Below are 18,121 nucleotides of genomic sequence, written 5' to 3' on the forward strand. Positions count from 1 at the left end.
TTTATTATTCCCCTTGAAATACAGCCTGCCGTTTGGCAAGAAATGCCTGCACCCCTTCCTGTTTATCCTGCGATGCGCAAACTTTTGCGAAATGAACCGCTTCAAGATGCAGGGCATCGGTTAATGAGAGGTCAAAACCATGATCAATGACTTCCATAACGCCCTGAATGGCTAAAGGAGCCATCGACAAAATAGTTTTTAAGGTCTTATTAGCCTGTTCAAGCAGCTGCTCCGGCTCAACCACGTCAGTAACCAATCCCCAGCTGTATGCTGTTTCGGCATTGATAAAACGACCGGTCAGACATAGATCTAATGCTCTGCCTTTTCCAACCAGTCGAGCCAGACGCTGCGTTCCACCATAACCTGGAATTACACCCAGTTTCACTTCTGGTTGCCCAAATTGTGCCTTGGTCGAGGCTATGCGCAAGGTAGCGGCCATTGCCAGTTCACAGCCCCCGCCAAAAGCGAAACCATTAATAGCAGCCAGAGAAGGTTTGCCCAGTGTCTCTAACTGGCGAAAAATGTCCTGCCCTTCGCATGCAAACTGATAACCCGTCTGGGCATTGCATTCAGCCAATCGAGAAATATCGGCTCCGGCACAAAACGCCTTGCCTGCACCGGTAATCAATACAGCCTTGATTCTGTCATTGGTTCCAGCTTCGTGAAATAATTCCGACAGTGCCTGCAGAACCTCTGTACTTAAGGAATTGAGCTTATCAGGCCGATTTAAAGTGATAGTGAAAATGCCGTCCTGATTTAATTCCTGTTCAATAACATCCATTACTAACTCCTGTTAATAGCGCGTGCGCCGTTAAATAAAACGTTTAATCAATAAAATAGTCTTCATCAAGAACGGATTTGGCTACAATCTCGCGCATGATTTCATTCGTTCCTTCAAGGATTTGGTGTACACGCAGATCACGGAATATTCTTTCAACCTGATAATCCTGCAAATACCCATAGCCTCCGTGCATTTGCATGGCACGATCACTGATGCGAAATGCAACATCTGTTGCCAGGCGTTTGGCCATAGCACAATACATCGGCGCTTTAGGATTATTTTTATCCAAAGCATCTGCAGCCCGGTAAACCATCAGTCGAGCGGCTTCAAAATCAGTTAACATGTCCGCAAAATAAAAACGCAAGGCCTGCATTTGAGATAAAGATTTGCCAAATTGTTTGCGCTCATGCAAATAAGACTGGGCCAGCCTTAAACAGGCAAGCGCACCGCCCAATGAACAGGAAGCGATATTGACGCGCCCTCCATTTAAGGCATTTAAAGCAATCTTGAAACCCATCCCTTCATCACCGACTCGATTGCTGACTGGTACTTTACAATTTTCAAAAAATAACATGGATGTAGGCTGGCTATGCCATCCCATTTTTCTTTCGAGTTTTCCAAAACTTAGTCCCGGCGTATCTTTCTCAATTAAAAGACAGGAAATACCGTGATGTGACTCGTCACCGGTACGAACCATACACAGATACACGTCGCTTACACTGCCGCCGGAAATAAATGATTTAGCGCCATTCAGGGTATAATAATCGCCCTCCCTGACCGCCCGGGTTTTTAAGGAGGCAGCATCGGAGCCAGAATCGGGTTCAGTCAGACAGTAACTGCCTACCACCTGCATTTCAGTAAGGCGAGGCCCCCACTGCTGGCGCAAAGCTTCTGAGCCATACCGGTCAATTAAAGAAACCACCATATTATGAATGGACAGAAAAGCACTGGTGCTTACACAACCGGATGCCAATTGCTCGAAAATCAGGGAAGCTTCCAGACGGGTCATTCCGGTGCCGCCAATTTCTTCAGACACTACCAAGCCAGCCATTCCAAGCGCAGCCGCTTCCTGCAGCACGTCCATAGGAAAATAATGTTCCTGATCCCATTTTTCAGCATAAGGCATTAGCTTTTCGCGTGCGAAATCAGCAGCCATTTCCCGAAAAGCCTGATGCTCTTCACTATAAGTGAAATCCATTGTTTGTCCTTAAGTTGTAGTGACTTATTTATTAGACACGCTAATCTGTCATTTTTATTGAATCAATAAAATGATATTATTGCCAATTTTTGCTGTCTATGAAATAAAAAAAAGAAAAATCATGGAACAAGTCCAGGAACGCACATCCCATCAAGCAACCAAAATTTTGAAAGATTATTTTGGCTATGACTCTTTTCGCGGTTTGCAGCAACAGGTTATTAGCGACTTGTTAGCTGGCAAGGACTTGCTCGTGCTGATGCCTACCGGTGGTGGAAAATCGCTTTGCTATCAGGTTCCGGCACTCATTCGACCGGGTGTGGCTATTGTCGTTTCGCCTTTAATCGCTTTAATGGAAGATCAGGTGGCTGCCCTGAAGCTGCAAGGGATCCGGGCCGCTTATTATAATTCTTCACTTAATAGCGAAGAATCGCGGCAAGTGCTGGCCCAATTGCATCAGCAAGAACTGGATTTACTGTATATTGCTCCGGAACGTCTGGTAAGTCTTTCTTTTCTGCAGCGTCTTGAGGATTGCGAACTGGCATTATTTGCCATTGATGAGGCGCATTGTATTTCACAATGGGGGCATGATTTTCGCCCGGAGTATGCTGAACTGGGTAAATTGAAAACCTATTTCCCTGATGTACCCGTTATTGCACTCACTGCAACCGCAGATCAGCAGACACGTCAGGACATCATCGACAAATTAAATTATCAGCCTCTATCCTATGTCGATTCATTTAATCGCCCTAATATCCACTACCGGGTTGAGTACAAAGATAATCCAGGAAAACAGCTGGCCCATTTTTTGAAAGAACAGGAGTCTCAAGCGGGGATTATTTATTGCGGCACACGCAATGCCGTTACCCAACTGGCTGAAAGACTTCAAGCTCAGGGCCATAAAGCGCGTGCTTACCATGCAGGACTATCGCATGCCGAACGGCGGGAAGTTCAATCACTCTTTCGTCATGATCACATCGATATCGTGGTAGCGACACTGGCTTTCGGGATGGGTATTGATAAACCGAATGTGCGCTATGTGGTCCATTATGATTTGCCTAAGACCATTGAAAGTTATTATCAGGAAACTGGCCGAGCCGGGCGAGACGGGTTACCCTCCCAGGCATTTCTACTCTATGATCCAGCCGACAGCGCTCGTCTTAGAGGCTGGATTGCCGAAATTGAAGATGAACATAAACACCGGGTTGAACTTAACAAGTTAAATCATATGATGGCCTTTGCCGAAGCCAGCCACTGCCGCCGTCATATCCTGTTAAATTATTTTGATGAAAGCAGTGCGCCCCAATGTCAGTATTGCGATATTTGCGACTCCCCTCCCGTAACCCAGGACGCAACCCTCGAAGCGCAAAAGATTCTCTCCTGTATTTATCGCTTAAAGCAAAGTTACGGCATATCCTATGTAATTGATGTGCTTCGCGGCAGTAATGCTGAGAAGATATTACAGAATGGCCATGAAAAACTGTCAACTTACGGAATTGGGAAAGACAAATCCGGTAAATTCTGGAAACTTTTGACCTGGCAGTTGATTCATAGAGATTATTGCTATCAGGATACCCACCATTTCAATGTGCTGCGCTTATCAGAAAAAGCCAAAGCAGTCTTAAAGGGAGAAGAAAAAGTCATGCTGGTGCTTCCCAGCGAAAAGCCGAAAGGGATTATTGCAAGAATAAAAGAGCAATATTTCTCTAAGGATAATGATCCCTTATTCGTCACTTTGCGTGCATTGCGAAGGAAGCTTGCAGAGCAGGAAAACAAACCGCCCTTTATGATTTTTAGCGACAGTACTTTACATGACATGGTCAGGAAAAACCCCCAAACTGCGGAAGAGCTCTTGAACGTCACGGGGGTTGGACAGCATAAATTAAACCACTATGGGTTACACTTTTTGAAGGCGATTAGGGAGTTTGTGGAGTAGTCTTTGCGAGCAATCTATGCCTGCCAAACCCGCTACTTACCGCGACTAGTTCCAGGTATCTACACATCTCTGACAACACAGTTTGCTCTTAGCGTCTGCCTCCCTCAGCTTATATACAGCTACGTCCCTCGGCTTGTCCGAGGGATCCAGAAGACTCATAGAGAAACACTGGACCCTGCAGACAAGCCGCAGGGCGTAGGGGTGATGGGTAAATACCTATGAAGCGTATATCTGGCCATCTTCTAATAATCATCACTTCCATTATCAGGCACTACTCTGGTGTTTCGGCCATAAATAACCAGAATATGCTGCTTGGTTTTTAACTTGATATTTTCAGCCTGAACCACAGAAATAATACTGCCGCTGTTTAGTCTGATGACGTATTCATAGCCGTGAGAACGGTTAGTGCCTGTATCGGCATTATCTGAATTCTCATTGGCGGGGCTTACAATACCTGCTTCCGCATTTTTATTATGCAAACGAACAGGACGCATGGAAATAATGGTGCCTGGAACCACTTTTTTGATTTTACCCACTTCAGCGGAGTCATAATCTCCCGGCTCAAGTTCTTTTGTACATGCAGTTAAGGCAAGTGCTGCAGAAACTACTGCAATTGAAACCAATTTTTTTATCAGCATCGATAATCTCCGGACAAAGAGCAGAAATTAATAATTGGCGATAATAAACGATTGCAGCCTGTTTTCAAAGAACCCAGGCTGCAATTCGCTGTCTGGAATAAACTTATTGCTCTTCTTTCAGAGATCTCATAACAGCCGGATATTCGCTCATTCTGTGAAAATAAGCATACAATGCAGGCCAGTGATTTAAATCAATTTTAAAATGAGGCAACCAGCTTAATATGACATAAAAATAGCCGTCTGCTATGGTAAAATGAGAGCCGGCAGCAAAGGAGTTATCTTTTACGATGGAGTTAAGATAATTTAATTTTTGATGAATCGCCGGTATGATAATTTTTTCTTTCATTTCCTCTGTCACTGCCGGATTGAAGAGTATACCGATTGTTTTATGCGCTTCTGATGAAAGATAGTTGCATATTTCAAGAATTCGATACCTTTTCAAATCGCCAACAGCCGGTAATAAGCTTGCGGCATTATGAGCATCAGCAAGATACTGAAGGATTACTACATTTTCCGTCAATCTCTTCTCCGGGGTAATCTCAAGTACCGGCACTGCCCCCTTGGGATTAATGGCAAGAAAATCATCCCCGCGTTCAGTGGTTTTGCTTTTCAGATTGACCGACTCATATTCAACATCCAGACCCAGCTCATTGATTAGAATACGAACCCCTAATGAACAGGCCCCTTTACTGTAATACAGTTTCATAAATATCCCTTTTTAGTTATTTTAAAGCGTTAGCCTAATAGACAGACTATGATTATACAAGAAAAATTATTAAATATTTAGCCAATATTTGTACACCATGATTTTATGGTATATAGTTATACTAAACCATCCTGCAAGGACGCTATCATGAAAAAAATAGTATCTGCTGTAATCATCGCTACTGCTGCTGTACTCGTTTCAGGTTGTGGATTCAATAATTGTGGCGGCGGATGCGCCAATTATTCAGCAGTTCAATATACGACAACCTCAGGCTGCTGTGGATATACCACAAGCTGTTGTACTTCAGCCAGCTGGTAATCTCGACAACTACAGCTTCCGCTGAGTGCGGGAGCTGTAGTCTCGAAGTTATGATTTTTTTCTGATCTCAATTACCAGAATATGCAGCGCTGTTTTGCCTATATTGATATCCTGATGTAATTCCTGTCCCTGGGCGGTGTCGAGAAACATAGGCATCGATTTTGTCAGCTGAATAATTCGCCTTTCTCCCGAACGATAAACCACCTGAAGGCTGCCGTCTTCCTGGGGAACAATAACCCTTGGAAACTGATGGCTATGGTAAGCCAGAATGTCTTTAGGGCAAAGCGTCGTTATCCAGGCTTTTGCATCTTCATTTTCAAAATAATTTTCCCGGCTGGTTTTGCACTCGCCAGCCATCAGCGAAAAACTGCAAAGCAATAATGCCAAACCCAACAATCGTTTTTTCTTCATAATTAATCCAATAGAGCGGCAATTTCTGCCCTTACTTCCTTATACTGATTCTGTTCATCAACAAATACAACTGTTGGTTGATAATTTCGACAAGATTGCTCATCCATCTGCACAAAGGAAGCAATGATGATAATATCACCCGGTGTGACTAAATGAGCTGCCGCTCCATTGACGCAAATCGCCCGTGAATTCGCTTCACCTGTAATCGCATAGGTTTCAAAGCGCGTGCCGGCAGTCACATTCCACACATGCACTGCTTCAAAAGGCAAAATATCGGCAGCTTTAAGCAGCTCGGGAGAGATGGTGATGCTTCCCTCATAATCCAGATCCGCATGGGTTACAGTAGCTCTGTGAATTTTCGATTTTAACATTCTGCGCTGGTTCATTTTTTCCTCTTTAAATACAACTGTCTTTTGATTAATAATAGCGCTTCATTTTAGGGCTGTTTGCAAGCAGAGACAACAAGTTCCTGCGCTGAATCGGAAACACATTGATTTATTCAATGATTGTCAATAAATTATTTCATTTTCATAAAAACTTGAGCTTGAATAATACAATCAAACCCGTGTAAACTGGACCAAAATTTTTGTGTTACAGGAAGGGTATCGTTTTGGCTAAAATAATTGTCGTCACTTCAGGCAAAGGGGGAGTAGGTAAAACTACTACATCCGCTGCAATTTCTTCTGGTCTCGCATTAAAGGGTCACAAAACAGTGGTTGTTGATTTCGATATCGGACTTCGTAATCTTGATATTATTATGGGTTGTGAACGTCGTGTGGTGTATGATTTTGTGAATGTCATCAACGGTGAAGCCAGCCTGAATCAGGCATTGATTAAAGACAAACGTATTCCAGAGCTTTACATCCTGCCTGCATCACAAACACGAGATAAAGACGCATTAACTCTTGAAGGAGTTGAGCGGGTATTAAAAGATTTATCAGCTGAATTTGACTATATTGTCTGCGATTCTCCGGCTGGAATTGAAACTGGCGCCTTAATGGCCATGCATTTCGCTGACCATGCCATCGTAGTGACTAATCCTGAAGTGTCATCAGTAAGAGATTCTGACCGAATTCTTGGAATTTTAGCCAGCAAAACCAAGCGTGCAATTGATAATAACAGTCCTGTACAGGAACATTTATTATTGACTCGCTATGATCCTGAGCGAGTGGAAAAAGGAGAAATGCTCTCCGTTGAAGATGTAAAAGAAATTCTGGCTATTCCATTGATTGGAGTAATTCCTGAATCCAAAGCTGTTTTAAAGGCATCCAATACGGGGACACCAGTTATTCTGGATGAGCACAGTGATGCAGGATTGGCTTATCAGGATGCGATTGCCCGCTTTCTTGGCGAAAGCAGACCCATGCGTTTTATCCAAAGTGAACGGAAAGGAATTCTGCGCAGATTATTTGGTAAGAACAGAGAGGATGTCACAGCATGAGTATATTCAATTATTTGAGAAGACGAAACAGTACTGCCTCAGTTGCCAAAGAACGATTGCAAATCATCATTTCGCATGAACGTACTCAGCGAAACACCCCTGATTATCTGCCAAAGCTTCAGGAAGAAATTTTGGCCGTAATTGCGAAATACATCCCGATTACCCGCGATAAAGTCAGTGTTAACCTAGAGCGAATGGGAGATAGTGCTGTATTGGAACTCAATGTAACCATGCCTGAAGAAGCCCTCGAAGAAATCTAGGCCCAGAGGGTTTTGCTGTTTACTGGACGAGCGATTATTCGCTGGTGTCACTGATCCTTCAATAAAAAGTTCTTTTTTCTTTGTAAGACCAATATTTGACCACTATACTCACTATACTAACAAATAGTAAAGTTGTGGGGCAGGTATGCATTTGGTGATTTATTTTTGTGGAGCCCGAAACTCCGGAAATGATTTCTTAAATGGTTATGATATAAACGACCCCAGCATTAAAACTATTTTCGTTGAAGGCTGTCATCATTCTGAAGTATGTAATTCAATCCTGTTTCCCGATTTAAAATCCTTTGCCGAACGATTTGTTCATACTCTTTTTGAAAACAGAGGCGAGTATCTTGGATTGAAACATGTCGATTTGGCCCGTCTTAAACTGGGTATCAATACGCATGAGGAATATTCCTATACTCATAACGGGGAACCTGTCACACGTAAGAAAACGACAGTGACCGCAGAGGATGCCAGAGAGGATATCACCTCTATTAGTCTTGCCGGTTTTAATCGCGGTGCCTTGACTGCCTTTGAGGTGGCTCCGCTGCTTGAAAATCTTGCTCCCAAACTGGAAATAGACATCATCGCCAATCAACCGGTGTCAGGAAATGCTTATCAACTTCCGGGAAGTCAGGCGGTGAATATTGCGGACTGTAGTCATTGTAACAATATACGTCACGTGAGCGTCATTATTGAAGCCTATGCGGAATCACTTGCCATTCCGGACGCAGATGAACCATATCACCGCGTTTTCTTTACACAGATTACTCCCCTGCTTCCAGATAAAGCTATCAAAAATCTGATAGTGATTCCCAGAGAGAGTCATCAGGTACGTGAAAATTCTGCCGATGGTGAAGAGCATTTAAATATGGAGTTGGCAAAATCCTTAAGAAAGAGAGGGTTCCTTACTCAGGAAATTGTGGTCAGAAAAACGCTGACTTGCCGCAGAGCCGCTTCATTTCTCTATCAGCAATTAAACCCCAGTATTCCACCATTGACCAATTCCGACTTATCAAATTATTTCGGCATTAAAAAGGAACCAGTTCAATATAAAGCACATGGAAATACCGGCCTTAGAAAAGGTTATGAGCTGCATCACGAAGAAAGTTTAATTGACTGGTGGGAACGACAGGATAAAAAAGTGTCGCATTACTCTACGCTTTTAACTCAATTACTGGTTAAAAATCTTAAATCAATGGATTTGTCCAATCCAGATGCCCTCAAGGAATTATATAAAGAAACCGACACCTGGCTTATTCTGAAAACGAACTTTGCCTCGTCACGATACGCGATGGTTGAAGCACTTCGTCACCATATAGGGATGAAGTTAATCGCCTTGGGAGTTGAGCCGAAGGAACTGGCAACCATCGTCTGGGAAAATATGCACGAAACCAATTATTTTCTTTCCGAATGGAATAAAACTGTAAAAAACGCCAATTATTTTCGCACCAAGCAAACAAGGGATTTGGAAGAAGCTATTCATGATTATGCAGGTGAATTACCTACCAGAGAAAATGCGGAAAAATTACTGGGTATCCTTGATCAATGGTTACATCAGGAAAATGCTCAGTCTAATAAACGCTTTGACTTAGTCATTATCATCCGTGAGCAACTGGAAGAGGCTGTCAGAGCGGCGCATGGCGTTCTCGAATAACCTGCATTTCTTAACATTCCATTAAGCTTTCATGACTATAATTAGCACATCAATATAATTTAGGAACAAGCAATGCATTTGGTTATCTATTTTTGTGGCACAGGAAATCCGGGAACCGATTTTTTAAAAGGCTATGATTATGTCAATGATCCCAATGTGAAGACCATCTTCGTTAAAGGCTGTCATGACCGCGAAGTGTGTAATGGGGGAACTTTCCCGGATTTGAAAGGATTTACTGAGCGATTCACCAAAGAAGTGTTTGAAATGAGGGAGGGTAAATTATATTTATCGACCTCTGATTTAGCATCCAAAAAGGTAGGAATCAGTAATCCCCACTCCACTGTTGCTGCTGGAGATGAGCAAAAAGAAATAACCTCAGTCACTTTCGCGGGCTTTAGCCGCGGCGGTGTAACCGCTTTTCTTGAGGCGCAACAATTTAAAACATTCGCACCGAATGTTGAAGTCGATGTAGTTGCCGATCAGCCTGTACCGGGTAATTCTTATCAAATCCCTGGAAGTAACGCGGCCAATATAGCCGATTGCAGTGATTGCTCAAATATTAAAAATGCGACCATTATTCTTGGAGCTTATACGGGAGTTCGACAATGGGTTGACCTGAATGTACTGAGCAAAGTACCCGAAAATTACCAAGCTTACAAAAATCAATATGTAGTGATAGGTCGTGTTATTTATTATGTGGATGAGAATGCAGAGATTACCAATGCGATGCCTGAGGGCTACCAGTTACACGTCGCACTAGCGCGCACACAGACACTCCGCTCAGACGAATTAGCTAGTTTAATCAAGCCTGAACATCTGCACACAGAAGCGTTTTATGAGAATAACTCCAATATCCATCGCGCTTTTTTCTCACAGATAGTCCCCAGCCTTCCTCATACAGCAAAACGTGAATTAATTATTATTCCTCGTGAAAGTCATCATCAGGTCAGACTAAATGCAGCTGATGGTGAAGGACACTTAAATATGGCAATAGCCAAATCACTGGAAAAGCGTGGTTACGTCAGCAAAGAGGAAGTGGCACGAAAAAGACAGGAAGCCCAAAAAACTTATGCCGTTAATGAAACACTACCGCCAGCACAATTTCCACCGGCTCAGCAATTGCAAAGTTTCTTTGGCCTGCGAGCCAGGGATGCCTACCGTTATGTGGACAAATTACACCCCCAGGCAGGTATTCGTTCCGGCTACGGTCTTTTGAAAGATGAATCGATTATTGATTGGTGGAATAGGCAGGATAAAAAAGCGTCACGCTTTTCCACTGAATTAACTAAAGGTTTGGCCACGTTAATTCATGTTACAGATTATCATGATACAGATAGTGTTAAACGTCTTTTTGAATTGACCGATAAATGGCTTATTTTAAAAGCAAATTCTGCCTCTTCCCGATATGCTCAGGTAGAGTCTCTTCGTCATCATCTTCAGGTTAAACTTCTAAATATGAACGTCGATAAAACAGAGCTTGCACAAATTAACCGCGAAAATTTACGGAATACAAACTATTTTGTGAATGAGTGGAAGAAGTCAATCAGCCCGGCTTCTTATTTCAGAACGGATGCCACGAGAATACTTGAAAGGGCCATTCAAGAGCATGCCATGAAAGAGCCTAATGAAGCAAATGACAGAACACTTTTAGAGGCTATCAATACCTGGCTTGATGGAAAAAATGCCAAAACTAGCAAACGTTATGATTTGGTGATCATGATGCGGGAACAGCTGGAAGAAGTGATTGAAAACACCTATGGCCTCTCACAAGAATACCAGTCACAACTCTCACATTAGATAAAATCCTCTCTCCTGAGGGCCATTGACCTAATGACGCTGCTTTAAGGATTGGCCCTCTATTCCCTACGTCCCTCGGCTTGTCCCTGAGAGATGGTCACAAAATTAACCATCTTATTAGAGCCTACGTACCCCCGTTAGAGCCTACGTACCCCGCTTTATGCCTGAGGGATCCCCTCATAATTCTCTCCCTGCAACGAGTATCTCTATTTGCAGGGCCTCGACGGCTTTATCATAATCAATTCTATATTTAAATTTCCTTTGTATGATTCGACAGCCGAGATAGAACAAAGAAAGCACTCGTTTTTTTTGGGATGTGTTGGCTTGAAAAGAGAGATGCCATCGCTTGTTTTCAGCAACGAAGCCGGTTAAATAAGCAATTAAAGTAGCCAACATAGCAATCATTAGTAACACTTGAATTCGCTCTATTGATTTTGAGTAAGCATGTTCAAAGCTAAAGCCATATTGAGATGACTTTAAATCTCGAAAATTCTGCTCTATTTGCATGCGTTTGAAATAGATTGAAAAAGGGTTAAACGATGTTTCTGTATTGTTTAATGAACTTGCTAAAAGCCAAGGTTCATTGGCTGATTTTGAATACACCTTGTCTTTCTTGCTTTGCGCTTTCTTTTTGTACTTATTAAAACGTGTACGTTTTTTTCCGGATAGCTTTATTAAATAAAGAAATGTTTCTATTGGGTCTGTTTTAGAGACAATGCCCCACCCCAGAGATTGTCCTTGTTCGGTCGCCTTTTCCTTTGAATCACAATAATATTCCCAGTAAGTATGGGTATCCAATCGATAACATATATTACCCCGGATACGGCCAACATAGTCCCAACCTTGTTTTAACACCAACCGAAACCATGAATTATAAAAACCAGCATCCGTAACTAATATCGGGAGACTTGTCTCAGGCAGAACTTGCTTTAAATTCTGTAAAAATAAGTGATGCGCTTTGTCACTATTTTCATATTGGCGAGGAAATACCTCTTCATAGACTGATAACGCACGGCCTTTAGCGACTAATGAGGCTCTAAGCAAATAATGCGTTGTATTAGGAACATGGCTCCAATCTACCAGGATAATAGGACGACTATTTGTTCCAATTAACCTATGGGCTGTTTTTTGGTATATCGAGAATCGCTCTCCATGCAGGTTTTTATTCCCTAAAAAACGATCACAGCGTTTAATATTATTCTTTTCTTGAGCCTTATTTTTTAATGCTCGCCCCAACTGAGTTAACGACAGCTTTTTTTCCCTGAGTAAGGCATTGATAAATAAATTAAGCGTATTAAATCGTTTTCCATGGATAGTACTTGATAGCAAATTGTGTAAAAATCGCTTTATGTGCATGAGATATCCTAATCAAAATTGTTCGCAAAACTATTTGATCATATATCTTCATGCACTGCCACTTTTTAATATCCTTATTTATGAGGGGAGCCCTCAGGCTTTATGCGGGGTATCCATAACAATGGTAGTGAATTTTAAAATGCTTTTGCCAATCAGACGCATTGCCTGGATACCCCGCATAAAGCGGGGTACGTAGGCTTACGAGAGACGTAGGTAAAGTCTTAAGGCAGCGCCATTAGGCCAAGAGTCCAACCTACATATAACTGGAGAGACCCCTCTATCTCACTTATCCAATCGCCTTTAAGCTGCTCGTTGAGCGTACCCAGGGTTTGCGTTGAGCCAATTCGCCGGGTAAGGATTTAATTGCCAGTTGCGCTTTATTTAAATCAGGAAAATTACCAAGCGTTAATACAAACCACTCACTGCCTTCGCGAAGTGTGCGATAAATCTTTCCATTTTTAGCTTCAATATGATGCGCAACAAAGCGTTTTAAATCATCGGCATTACGGCTGGCGAGGATTTGAATAGTAAACTGCGTAACTGCCGGCTTGCTGGTTTTCGCTGTCTGAATAACCGCGGGCCTGCTCGTTTCAGTTGGACGCACAGGCAAAGTCTTCGTGGACTTATTACTAGCGAGTGATTTTGCAGGAACGGCATGAGGGTTTGCTTTATTAACCGTTTTTGGAATCACAACCACCTTGTCCATCACCACCAGGTTATTCAGCTCCTCGTCTTCATCCGTATTAAATTCGATTACTCGTCTCATTGGCGGCGGTTGCAGCTCCTGAGACGACGATGCCACAGTCCAGGAAGGGATTTCGGTAACCAGTGCCGGCTCAATATGAGAGCGTAAAAGTTGAATGGAGTGGCTTGCCAGATTAGGAAGGCTTGATACAAGCCTTTCTTCGGGAACAGTCAAAAAGACCGAAGGCGCCGGCAATTCGATTAGTGAAGCTACCTCTTGAAACTGAGGGGCGGGTATTGGAGCGGGGGCAGGCTCAGCCACTGTCAGGGTTTGATTCTGAGTGGATGTATAAGCAAATCCCAAACCAACCAGGGCAGCCCCCAAAAGACCATAGGCTTTGACGCCGGTACGACGGGGGCGGCTGGCCTTTAAGGTGTCCGGATTGAAGAAATCCTGCATCTGAGTGTTAATGCGCCCAATATAGCCGCCAGTCAATTGGTAAAACTGCGCCAGGCGTTTATCAGTCATGGTTTTATCAAGGCGTCTTGGAGAAGGGAGAAACTTTAACAGATAGGTCTTTGTCTCGCTTTCTGATAATCCACCAAGCTCAATGCTATGAATTAAATTATCAAATAAATCTTTATCCAAACTATTAATACTGGCCGCCAGACTGTAGTCTGAAACCAGGCATAAGTGGAAAAAGCCGGTGTTACCCTGTTTTTTGATTTCAAGTAATGCCTCTTTGATAAAAAGATCAGGTAAAAGTTGTGCATTATCGATAATAACCAGCACATGAACCTTTCTTTCATTCACTTGCTGGACAAAGTTAGACAGACTTTGTTCCGCATCGATTCGCAAATGAAACGCTTCGTAAAGTTTGGATAATACCTGCTGCACATTAAGTGGTGCTTCGGCATTAATCAATCCAGCCTTGACTCCGGAGTCGAGAGATGATTTTAAAATTTGGGCAAAAGTACTTTTCCCTCCCCCTTTTTCTGCCAGCACAGTAATTAAGACATTATTCAATAAAACCAGATGATTAATAAAATCAATCTTGTTAAGCCAGGCTGCGGGTTTAAAGGGAGGTGTTTCCATCGTTGGTTCACGGCGGTCTTTATCCATGGAATCATTTAGCACGAATTACTCTCCTTCGACTGCGAGCTTTAATACCTTCTGTAACAAATCGGCAGGAACCTTGTCCTCGATGAAGCATTCGCCTATTTTTTTAATCAGTATAAAGCGTAATTTATTATTCTTAATTTTTTTATCTTTCGCCATTAACAGCGTCAACCTGTCCAGATTGATATCTATCGGAATGCGGCGCGGCAATTCTGCCAATTTTAAAAGCTCATCCACCTGCTCGACTCCGGACTGATCGAGATAGCCCATCTCTCGCGATAATAAAGCGATACAGTATAAACCAATGGCTACCGCCTCGCCATGCAGCCAGCGCTCATAACAGGTATAAGCTTCCAGTGCATGCCCGATGGTATGTCCCAAATTAAGCAAAGCCCGGCGGCCCTGCTCTTTTTCATCATCCTGGACATAACTCACCTTGATTGCACAGCATTGAGCAATGACAGGCAACAAATCAGCTTCAGAAAAAGGATCTTTTAGTAAAAGCCTGATTTGATTCGATAAATCACCGGCTTTAAGGATGGCATACTTAATCACTTCTGCAAATCCAGCCTGGCGTTCTCGCTTCGGCAAACTGGCGAGGGTTTTGACATCGATTATCACCGCATCGGGCTGATAGAAGCTGCCTATCATATTTTTCCCAAGCGGATGATTAATAGCTGTTTTCCCGCCTACGGAAGCATCAACCTGTGCCAGGAGCGTTGTAGGAATCAGCACAAAACCCACACCTCGCTGATAAGTGGAAGCAGCAAAACCAGTGATATCGCCAACCACTCCGCCACCAAGACCAATGAGGCAGGTATCCCGGTGGTGCGATGCGCTGATAAGCCTGTCATAAATCTGCGTCAGGCTTTCCTGATTCTTATATTGCTCGCCATCTCTCAAAAGAACCACATCGCATTGTCTGTCAGCAAACACTGACTTCAACGGCTCCATATAGAGTGGAGCCACCGTTTCATTGCTTACAATTAAAACTTGCCTGGATTTAACAACACTCCGCAAAAATTGAGGATCTGCCAAGAGATTTTCTCCAATATGGATTGGATAATCCTGGCCAGGCAAGCTCACTAAAATCTGTTTATATAACTCAGACTTCGCCATAAATGTATTTGATAATATTATTAGCGACTGCTTTCACGGTTAATTTGTCGGTTTCAAAGCTGATGTCTGCAAGCTCATCATAAAAAGGCTCTCTCTCATCACGCAGCATTTCCAGACGGCTTTCCAAATCTTCCGTTTGCAAAAGCGGTCTTTTCGTATCTCTTTTGGTGCGCTCAAATTGCTGTTGCAAGGAAGTCTTCAGATAAATAACGGTTCCTCGTCCAGCCAGGGCATTTCGATTCTCGGGGGTCATCACTACACCACCGCCAGTTGCAAGCACAATATTGGTTTTCTGGGTTAATTCATCAATGACTTTTTGTTCCCGTTTACGAAAACCCTCTTCACCTTCGATATCGAATATCCAGGAAATATCAGCACCGGCACGTTCTTCTATTACTTCATCTGAATCATAGAACTCAAGTTTGAGCTCCTTTGCCAAAGTACGGCCTATCGTGCTTTTTCCTGCTCCCATTGGCCCAATTAGAAAAATGTTGCGTACTTTAACTATGCTCATTTTTTATTACATACCTCTTCATCTGAACAGGAACTTAGTCCTGTTGTTTAACGAGATGCCTGTTTCCCCTATTTCCAGGGAGCAGGCCTTCCGAATTTATTCAGTTCAACCCCTTTACCTTCAACAGTGGTAATTGAAAGCGTATTGGTTATTATCCTAGGAGTAATGAAAATGAGCAACTCCTCATTTTTAATTTCTGTGGACTGATTTCTGAATAATACGCCAACTACTGGCAGGTTTCCAAGAAATGGTACTCGATTAATCGAATTGTTTTTATCTTGTTTATAAATCCCCCCTAAAACAATCGTCTGTCCATTGTTAACCAAGACGTTGGTTTGTATTTCTTTAGTCAGGATAGCAGGAACGCCGTTGAAAGTTTGCGGCGAAGGAGTATCCTGATTAATCTGCAAGTCCATCATAATTTTGTTATCAGGGGTAATCTGCGGAGTCACCTTTAAACTTAAGACCGCTTTTTTAAACGCCACCGCAGTCGCACCGCTTGAGGTCGCCTCCTGATAAGGAATTTCCTCACCCGACTCAATTACCGCTGATTGCTGATTGGTGGTTATCAAACGCGGGCTCGAGATCACCTCACCCCGTCCTTCGCTTTCCAATGCCGACAATTCCAAATCCAGCAGGATACCATCTCCCAGTTTTGCCAGAGCCAAACCAACAGAGGCAGGCGATGCAGAAACAGGCGTTGCCGCCAAATCCACGTTAAGACGATCGGAAAGCGGAACTACATCCGCTGGAGCGACGTTTTGCGCCAGCTGATTCGCACCACTCAATGTTCCGCTAAGATGCGTAGGACGGGAGATACCGAAGCGAATACCCAGATCGCGAGCAAAATCCTTGGTAACATTCACAATCCTTGCCTCGATGAGGACCTGCTTAACCGGAATATCCAGTTGCTTGACCAATTCCCTTATTTCTTCAATCTGGACGCCAGTATCCTGAATCCATATTGTATTTGTGCGAGCATCAACGCTTAGTGTCCCTCGTTTAGACAAAAGTGAATTATTTTTGTCTTTAAGCAGCACCGCGATATCCGCCGCCTTGGCGTAATTGATTTGTATCAATTCAGAGCGCAAAGGGGCAAGATTGGTAACAGCCTGCTGAGCCTTGAGCGCATTTTTTTCCTGCTCCAGCAGGTTTGACGCTTTGTCGATTAGTAACACATTGCCGGTTTTTCGTTTATCCAGAGCATTGGTTTTTAGAATTATATCCAGCGCCTGATCCCAGGGAATATCGTTTAATCGTAAAGTAATACTTCCTTGCACCTGGTCACTCACCACGATATTAATACCGGTGAACTCTGCCAATAACTGCAAAACCGCTCGAATCTGAATATTCTGAAAATTCAGCGAAATCCGTTTACCGGTAAAGACCATTTTCTTAAGTTTGGCCTGTTTTGCCTCTTCGGCACTCAAAGGATAAATCTCGACAATAAATTGTTTGTTAACCTGGTAGGCATAATGACCATAATCCCCTTTACTGATAATAGTAAGGCGCGCATTCTTTCCGTCCTGCTGGAGGCTCAATAGTTGTGCAGGGCTCTGGAAATCAGCCACATCAAAGCGTTTTATTAAACGCGGGGGAATTTGGGTACTCATGAAGTTAACCACAACCTCCTTTCCAGTCTGGGTTACATCAATGGGTATACTGGCATCTGTTACATCAATAATCACGCGGCCGCCTTCTGCGCCTGTACCACGAAAATCAAGATTGGTGATGCCGTGACGAGCATTAACAGGTCGATTGCTTACAAAAATTTCTCTGCGCTGCTGAAATATCTGATGACTTTTTCCACTTAATGTCAGGGAATAGGTATTTCCTGCTATTTGACCTGAATAGGAAATAGAGTCTGTAAGATCCAGAATAGCTCTGACTCGATCGCCCACTGCCACTATATTATAGTTCGTTAGTGAGCCTATTTCTATTTTTCTGGATTTATCCTTCTCATTAATCACCATTTTGGTCTGAATGAAATCAAGAACAAGGCGCGGGGGCTTTTGAGTAATGAAGCTGGCGGGCAGGTTTTTCAATGGGCTTGTAAAGCAAAAATCCACCCGCACCCGCTCATCTGGTAAAGGAATCACCTTAATACCCGTCATGGTGTTCGTATCGGCCATTGCCTTACTGAGCGCGACCAGCATAAACAGGGCGATTAAAATTAATTTACGCAACA

General features: G+C 43.1%; 17 protein-coding genes. 6 read left to right on the top strand and 11 right to left on the bottom strand.

Features of this window, described 5'->3' with window-relative positions:
- Nucleotides 1–4: 4 nt before the first annotated feature.
- Nucleotides 5–781, bottom strand: coding sequence for an enoyl-CoA hydratase/isomerase family protein (locus DYH61_RS10130; RefSeq protein ID WP_058509009.1), 777 nt, complete (start codon nt 779–781; stop codon nt 5–7).
- A gap of 43 nt (nt 782–824) precedes the next feature.
- Nucleotides 825–1,979, bottom strand: a complete 1,155-nt coding sequence (locus tag DYH61_RS10135; protein ID WP_058509008.1) for an acyl-CoA dehydrogenase family protein — start codon at nt 1,977–1,979, stop codon at nt 825–827.
- Between the two features lie 121 nt (nt 1,980–2,100).
- Here DYH61_RS10135 and recQ point away from each other — a divergent pair, with 121 nt between their 5' ends.
- Nucleotides 2,101–3,912, top strand: a complete 1,812-nt coding sequence (recQ, locus tag DYH61_RS10140) for a DNA helicase RecQ (protein ID WP_058509041.1) — start codon at nt 2,101–2,103, stop codon at nt 3,910–3,912.
- Between the two features lie 242 nt (nt 3,913–4,154).
- Here recQ and DYH61_RS10145 read toward each other — a convergent pair whose 3' ends face one another.
- Nucleotides 4,155–4,550 (bottom strand): outer membrane lipoprotein, encoded by a 396-nt coding sequence (locus tag DYH61_RS10145; protein WP_058509007.1) that lies wholly within the window; start codon nt 4,548–4,550, stop codon nt 4,155–4,157.
- Between the two features lie 103 nt (nt 4,551–4,653).
- Nucleotides 4,654–5,256, bottom strand: coding sequence for a glutathione S-transferase N-terminal domain-containing protein (locus DYH61_RS10150; protein WP_058509006.1), 603 nt, complete (start codon nt 5,254–5,256; stop codon nt 4,654–4,656).
- Nucleotides 5,257–5,403: 147 nt separating this feature from the next.
- On the opposite strand from DYH61_RS10150, the gene DYH61_RS15660 reads away from it, so the two are divergent.
- Nucleotides 5,404–5,574, top strand: a complete 171-nt coding sequence (locus tag DYH61_RS15660) for a hypothetical protein (RefSeq protein WP_157072315.1) — start codon at nt 5,404–5,406, stop codon at nt 5,572–5,574.
- A gap of 48 nt (nt 5,575–5,622) precedes the next feature.
- Here the strand turns inward: DYH61_RS15660 and DYH61_RS10155 are convergent, their stop codons facing one another.
- Together DYH61_RS10155 and panD are read right to left on the bottom strand one after the other, a co-directional pair.
- A complete protein-coding gene (locus tag DYH61_RS10155) occupies nt 5,623–5,985 on the bottom strand; it encodes a cupin domain-containing protein (RefSeq protein ID WP_058509005.1) in 363 nt (120 codons plus the stop codon).
- A 2-nt stretch (nt 5,986–5,987) separates the two neighbouring features.
- On the bottom strand, nt 5,988–6,371 hold the full coding sequence (panD, locus tag DYH61_RS10160) for an aspartate 1-decarboxylase (RefSeq protein WP_058509004.1): 384 nt from the start codon (nt 6,369–6,371) through the stop codon (nt 5,988–5,990).
- A 224-nt stretch (nt 6,372–6,595) separates the two neighbouring features.
- Here panD and minD point away from each other — a divergent pair, with 224 nt between their 5' ends.
- From minD to DYH61_RS10180, 4 genes are all read left to right on the top strand, one after another.
- Nucleotides 6,596–7,426, top strand: a complete 831-nt coding sequence (gene minD / locus DYH61_RS10165; protein WP_058509003.1) for a septum site-determining protein MinD — start codon at nt 6,596–6,598, stop codon at nt 7,424–7,426.
- Nucleotides 7,423–7,686, top strand: a complete 264-nt coding sequence (minE, locus tag DYH61_RS10170; RefSeq protein ID WP_058509002.1) for a cell division topological specificity factor MinE — start codon at nt 7,423–7,425, stop codon at nt 7,684–7,686. The genes minD and minE overlap by 4 nt, the downstream gene beginning before the upstream one ends.
- Before the next feature lie 145 nt (nt 7,687–7,831).
- A complete protein-coding gene (locus DYH61_RS10175) occupies nt 7,832–9,343 on the top strand; it encodes a hypothetical protein (RefSeq protein WP_058509001.1) in 1,512 nt (503 codons plus the stop codon).
- A gap of 72 nt (nt 9,344–9,415) precedes the next feature.
- Nucleotides 9,416–11,140, top strand: a complete 1,725-nt coding sequence (locus tag DYH61_RS10180) for a hypothetical protein (protein ID WP_058509000.1) — start codon at nt 9,416–9,418, stop codon at nt 11,138–11,140.
- 177 nt (nt 11,141–11,317) lie between these two features.
- Here DYH61_RS10180 and DYH61_RS10185 read toward each other — a convergent pair whose 3' ends face one another.
- The 5 genes from DYH61_RS10185 to DYH61_RS10205 all read right to left on the bottom strand — a co-directional run bounded on the left by DYH61_RS10185 (nt 11,318) and on the right by DYH61_RS10205 (nt 18,119).
- The gene (locus DYH61_RS10185) at nt 11,318–12,496 is read right to left on the bottom strand and encodes an IS4 family transposase (RefSeq protein ID WP_115343300.1); all 1,179 of its coding nucleotides are present in this window, start codon (nt 12,494–12,496) and stop codon (nt 11,318–11,320) included.
- 286 nt (nt 12,497–12,782) lie between these two features.
- Nucleotides 12,783–14,318, bottom strand: a complete 1,536-nt coding sequence (locus DYH61_RS10190; protein ID WP_133129125.1) for an AAA family ATPase — start codon at nt 14,316–14,318, stop codon at nt 12,783–12,785.
- A gap of 3 nt (nt 14,319–14,321) precedes the next feature.
- Nucleotides 14,322–15,419: a 3-dehydroquinate synthase gene (gene aroB / locus DYH61_RS10195; protein ID WP_058507329.1), complete on the bottom strand. Its 1,098-nt coding sequence runs from the start codon at nt 15,417–15,419 to the stop codon at nt 14,322–14,324.
- Nucleotides 15,406–15,933 (bottom strand): shikimate kinase AroK, encoded by a 528-nt coding sequence (gene aroK, locus DYH61_RS10200; RefSeq protein WP_058507330.1) that lies wholly within the window; start codon nt 15,931–15,933, stop codon nt 15,406–15,408. Before aroK ends, aroB begins: the two co-directional genes overlap by 14 nt.
- A gap of 68 nt (nt 15,934–16,001) precedes the next feature.
- Entirely contained in the window at nt 16,002–18,119 is a 2,118-nt protein-coding gene (locus DYH61_RS10205) for a type IV pilus secretin PilQ (protein WP_058507374.1), read from the bottom strand.
- Nucleotides 18,120–18,121: the final 2 nt, after the last annotated feature.

It is taken from the genome of Legionella quinlivanii (genome assembly GCF_900461555.1).
Classification (GTDB): domain Bacteria; phylum Pseudomonadota; class Gammaproteobacteria; order Legionellales; family Legionellaceae; genus Legionella_C; species Legionella_C quinlivanii.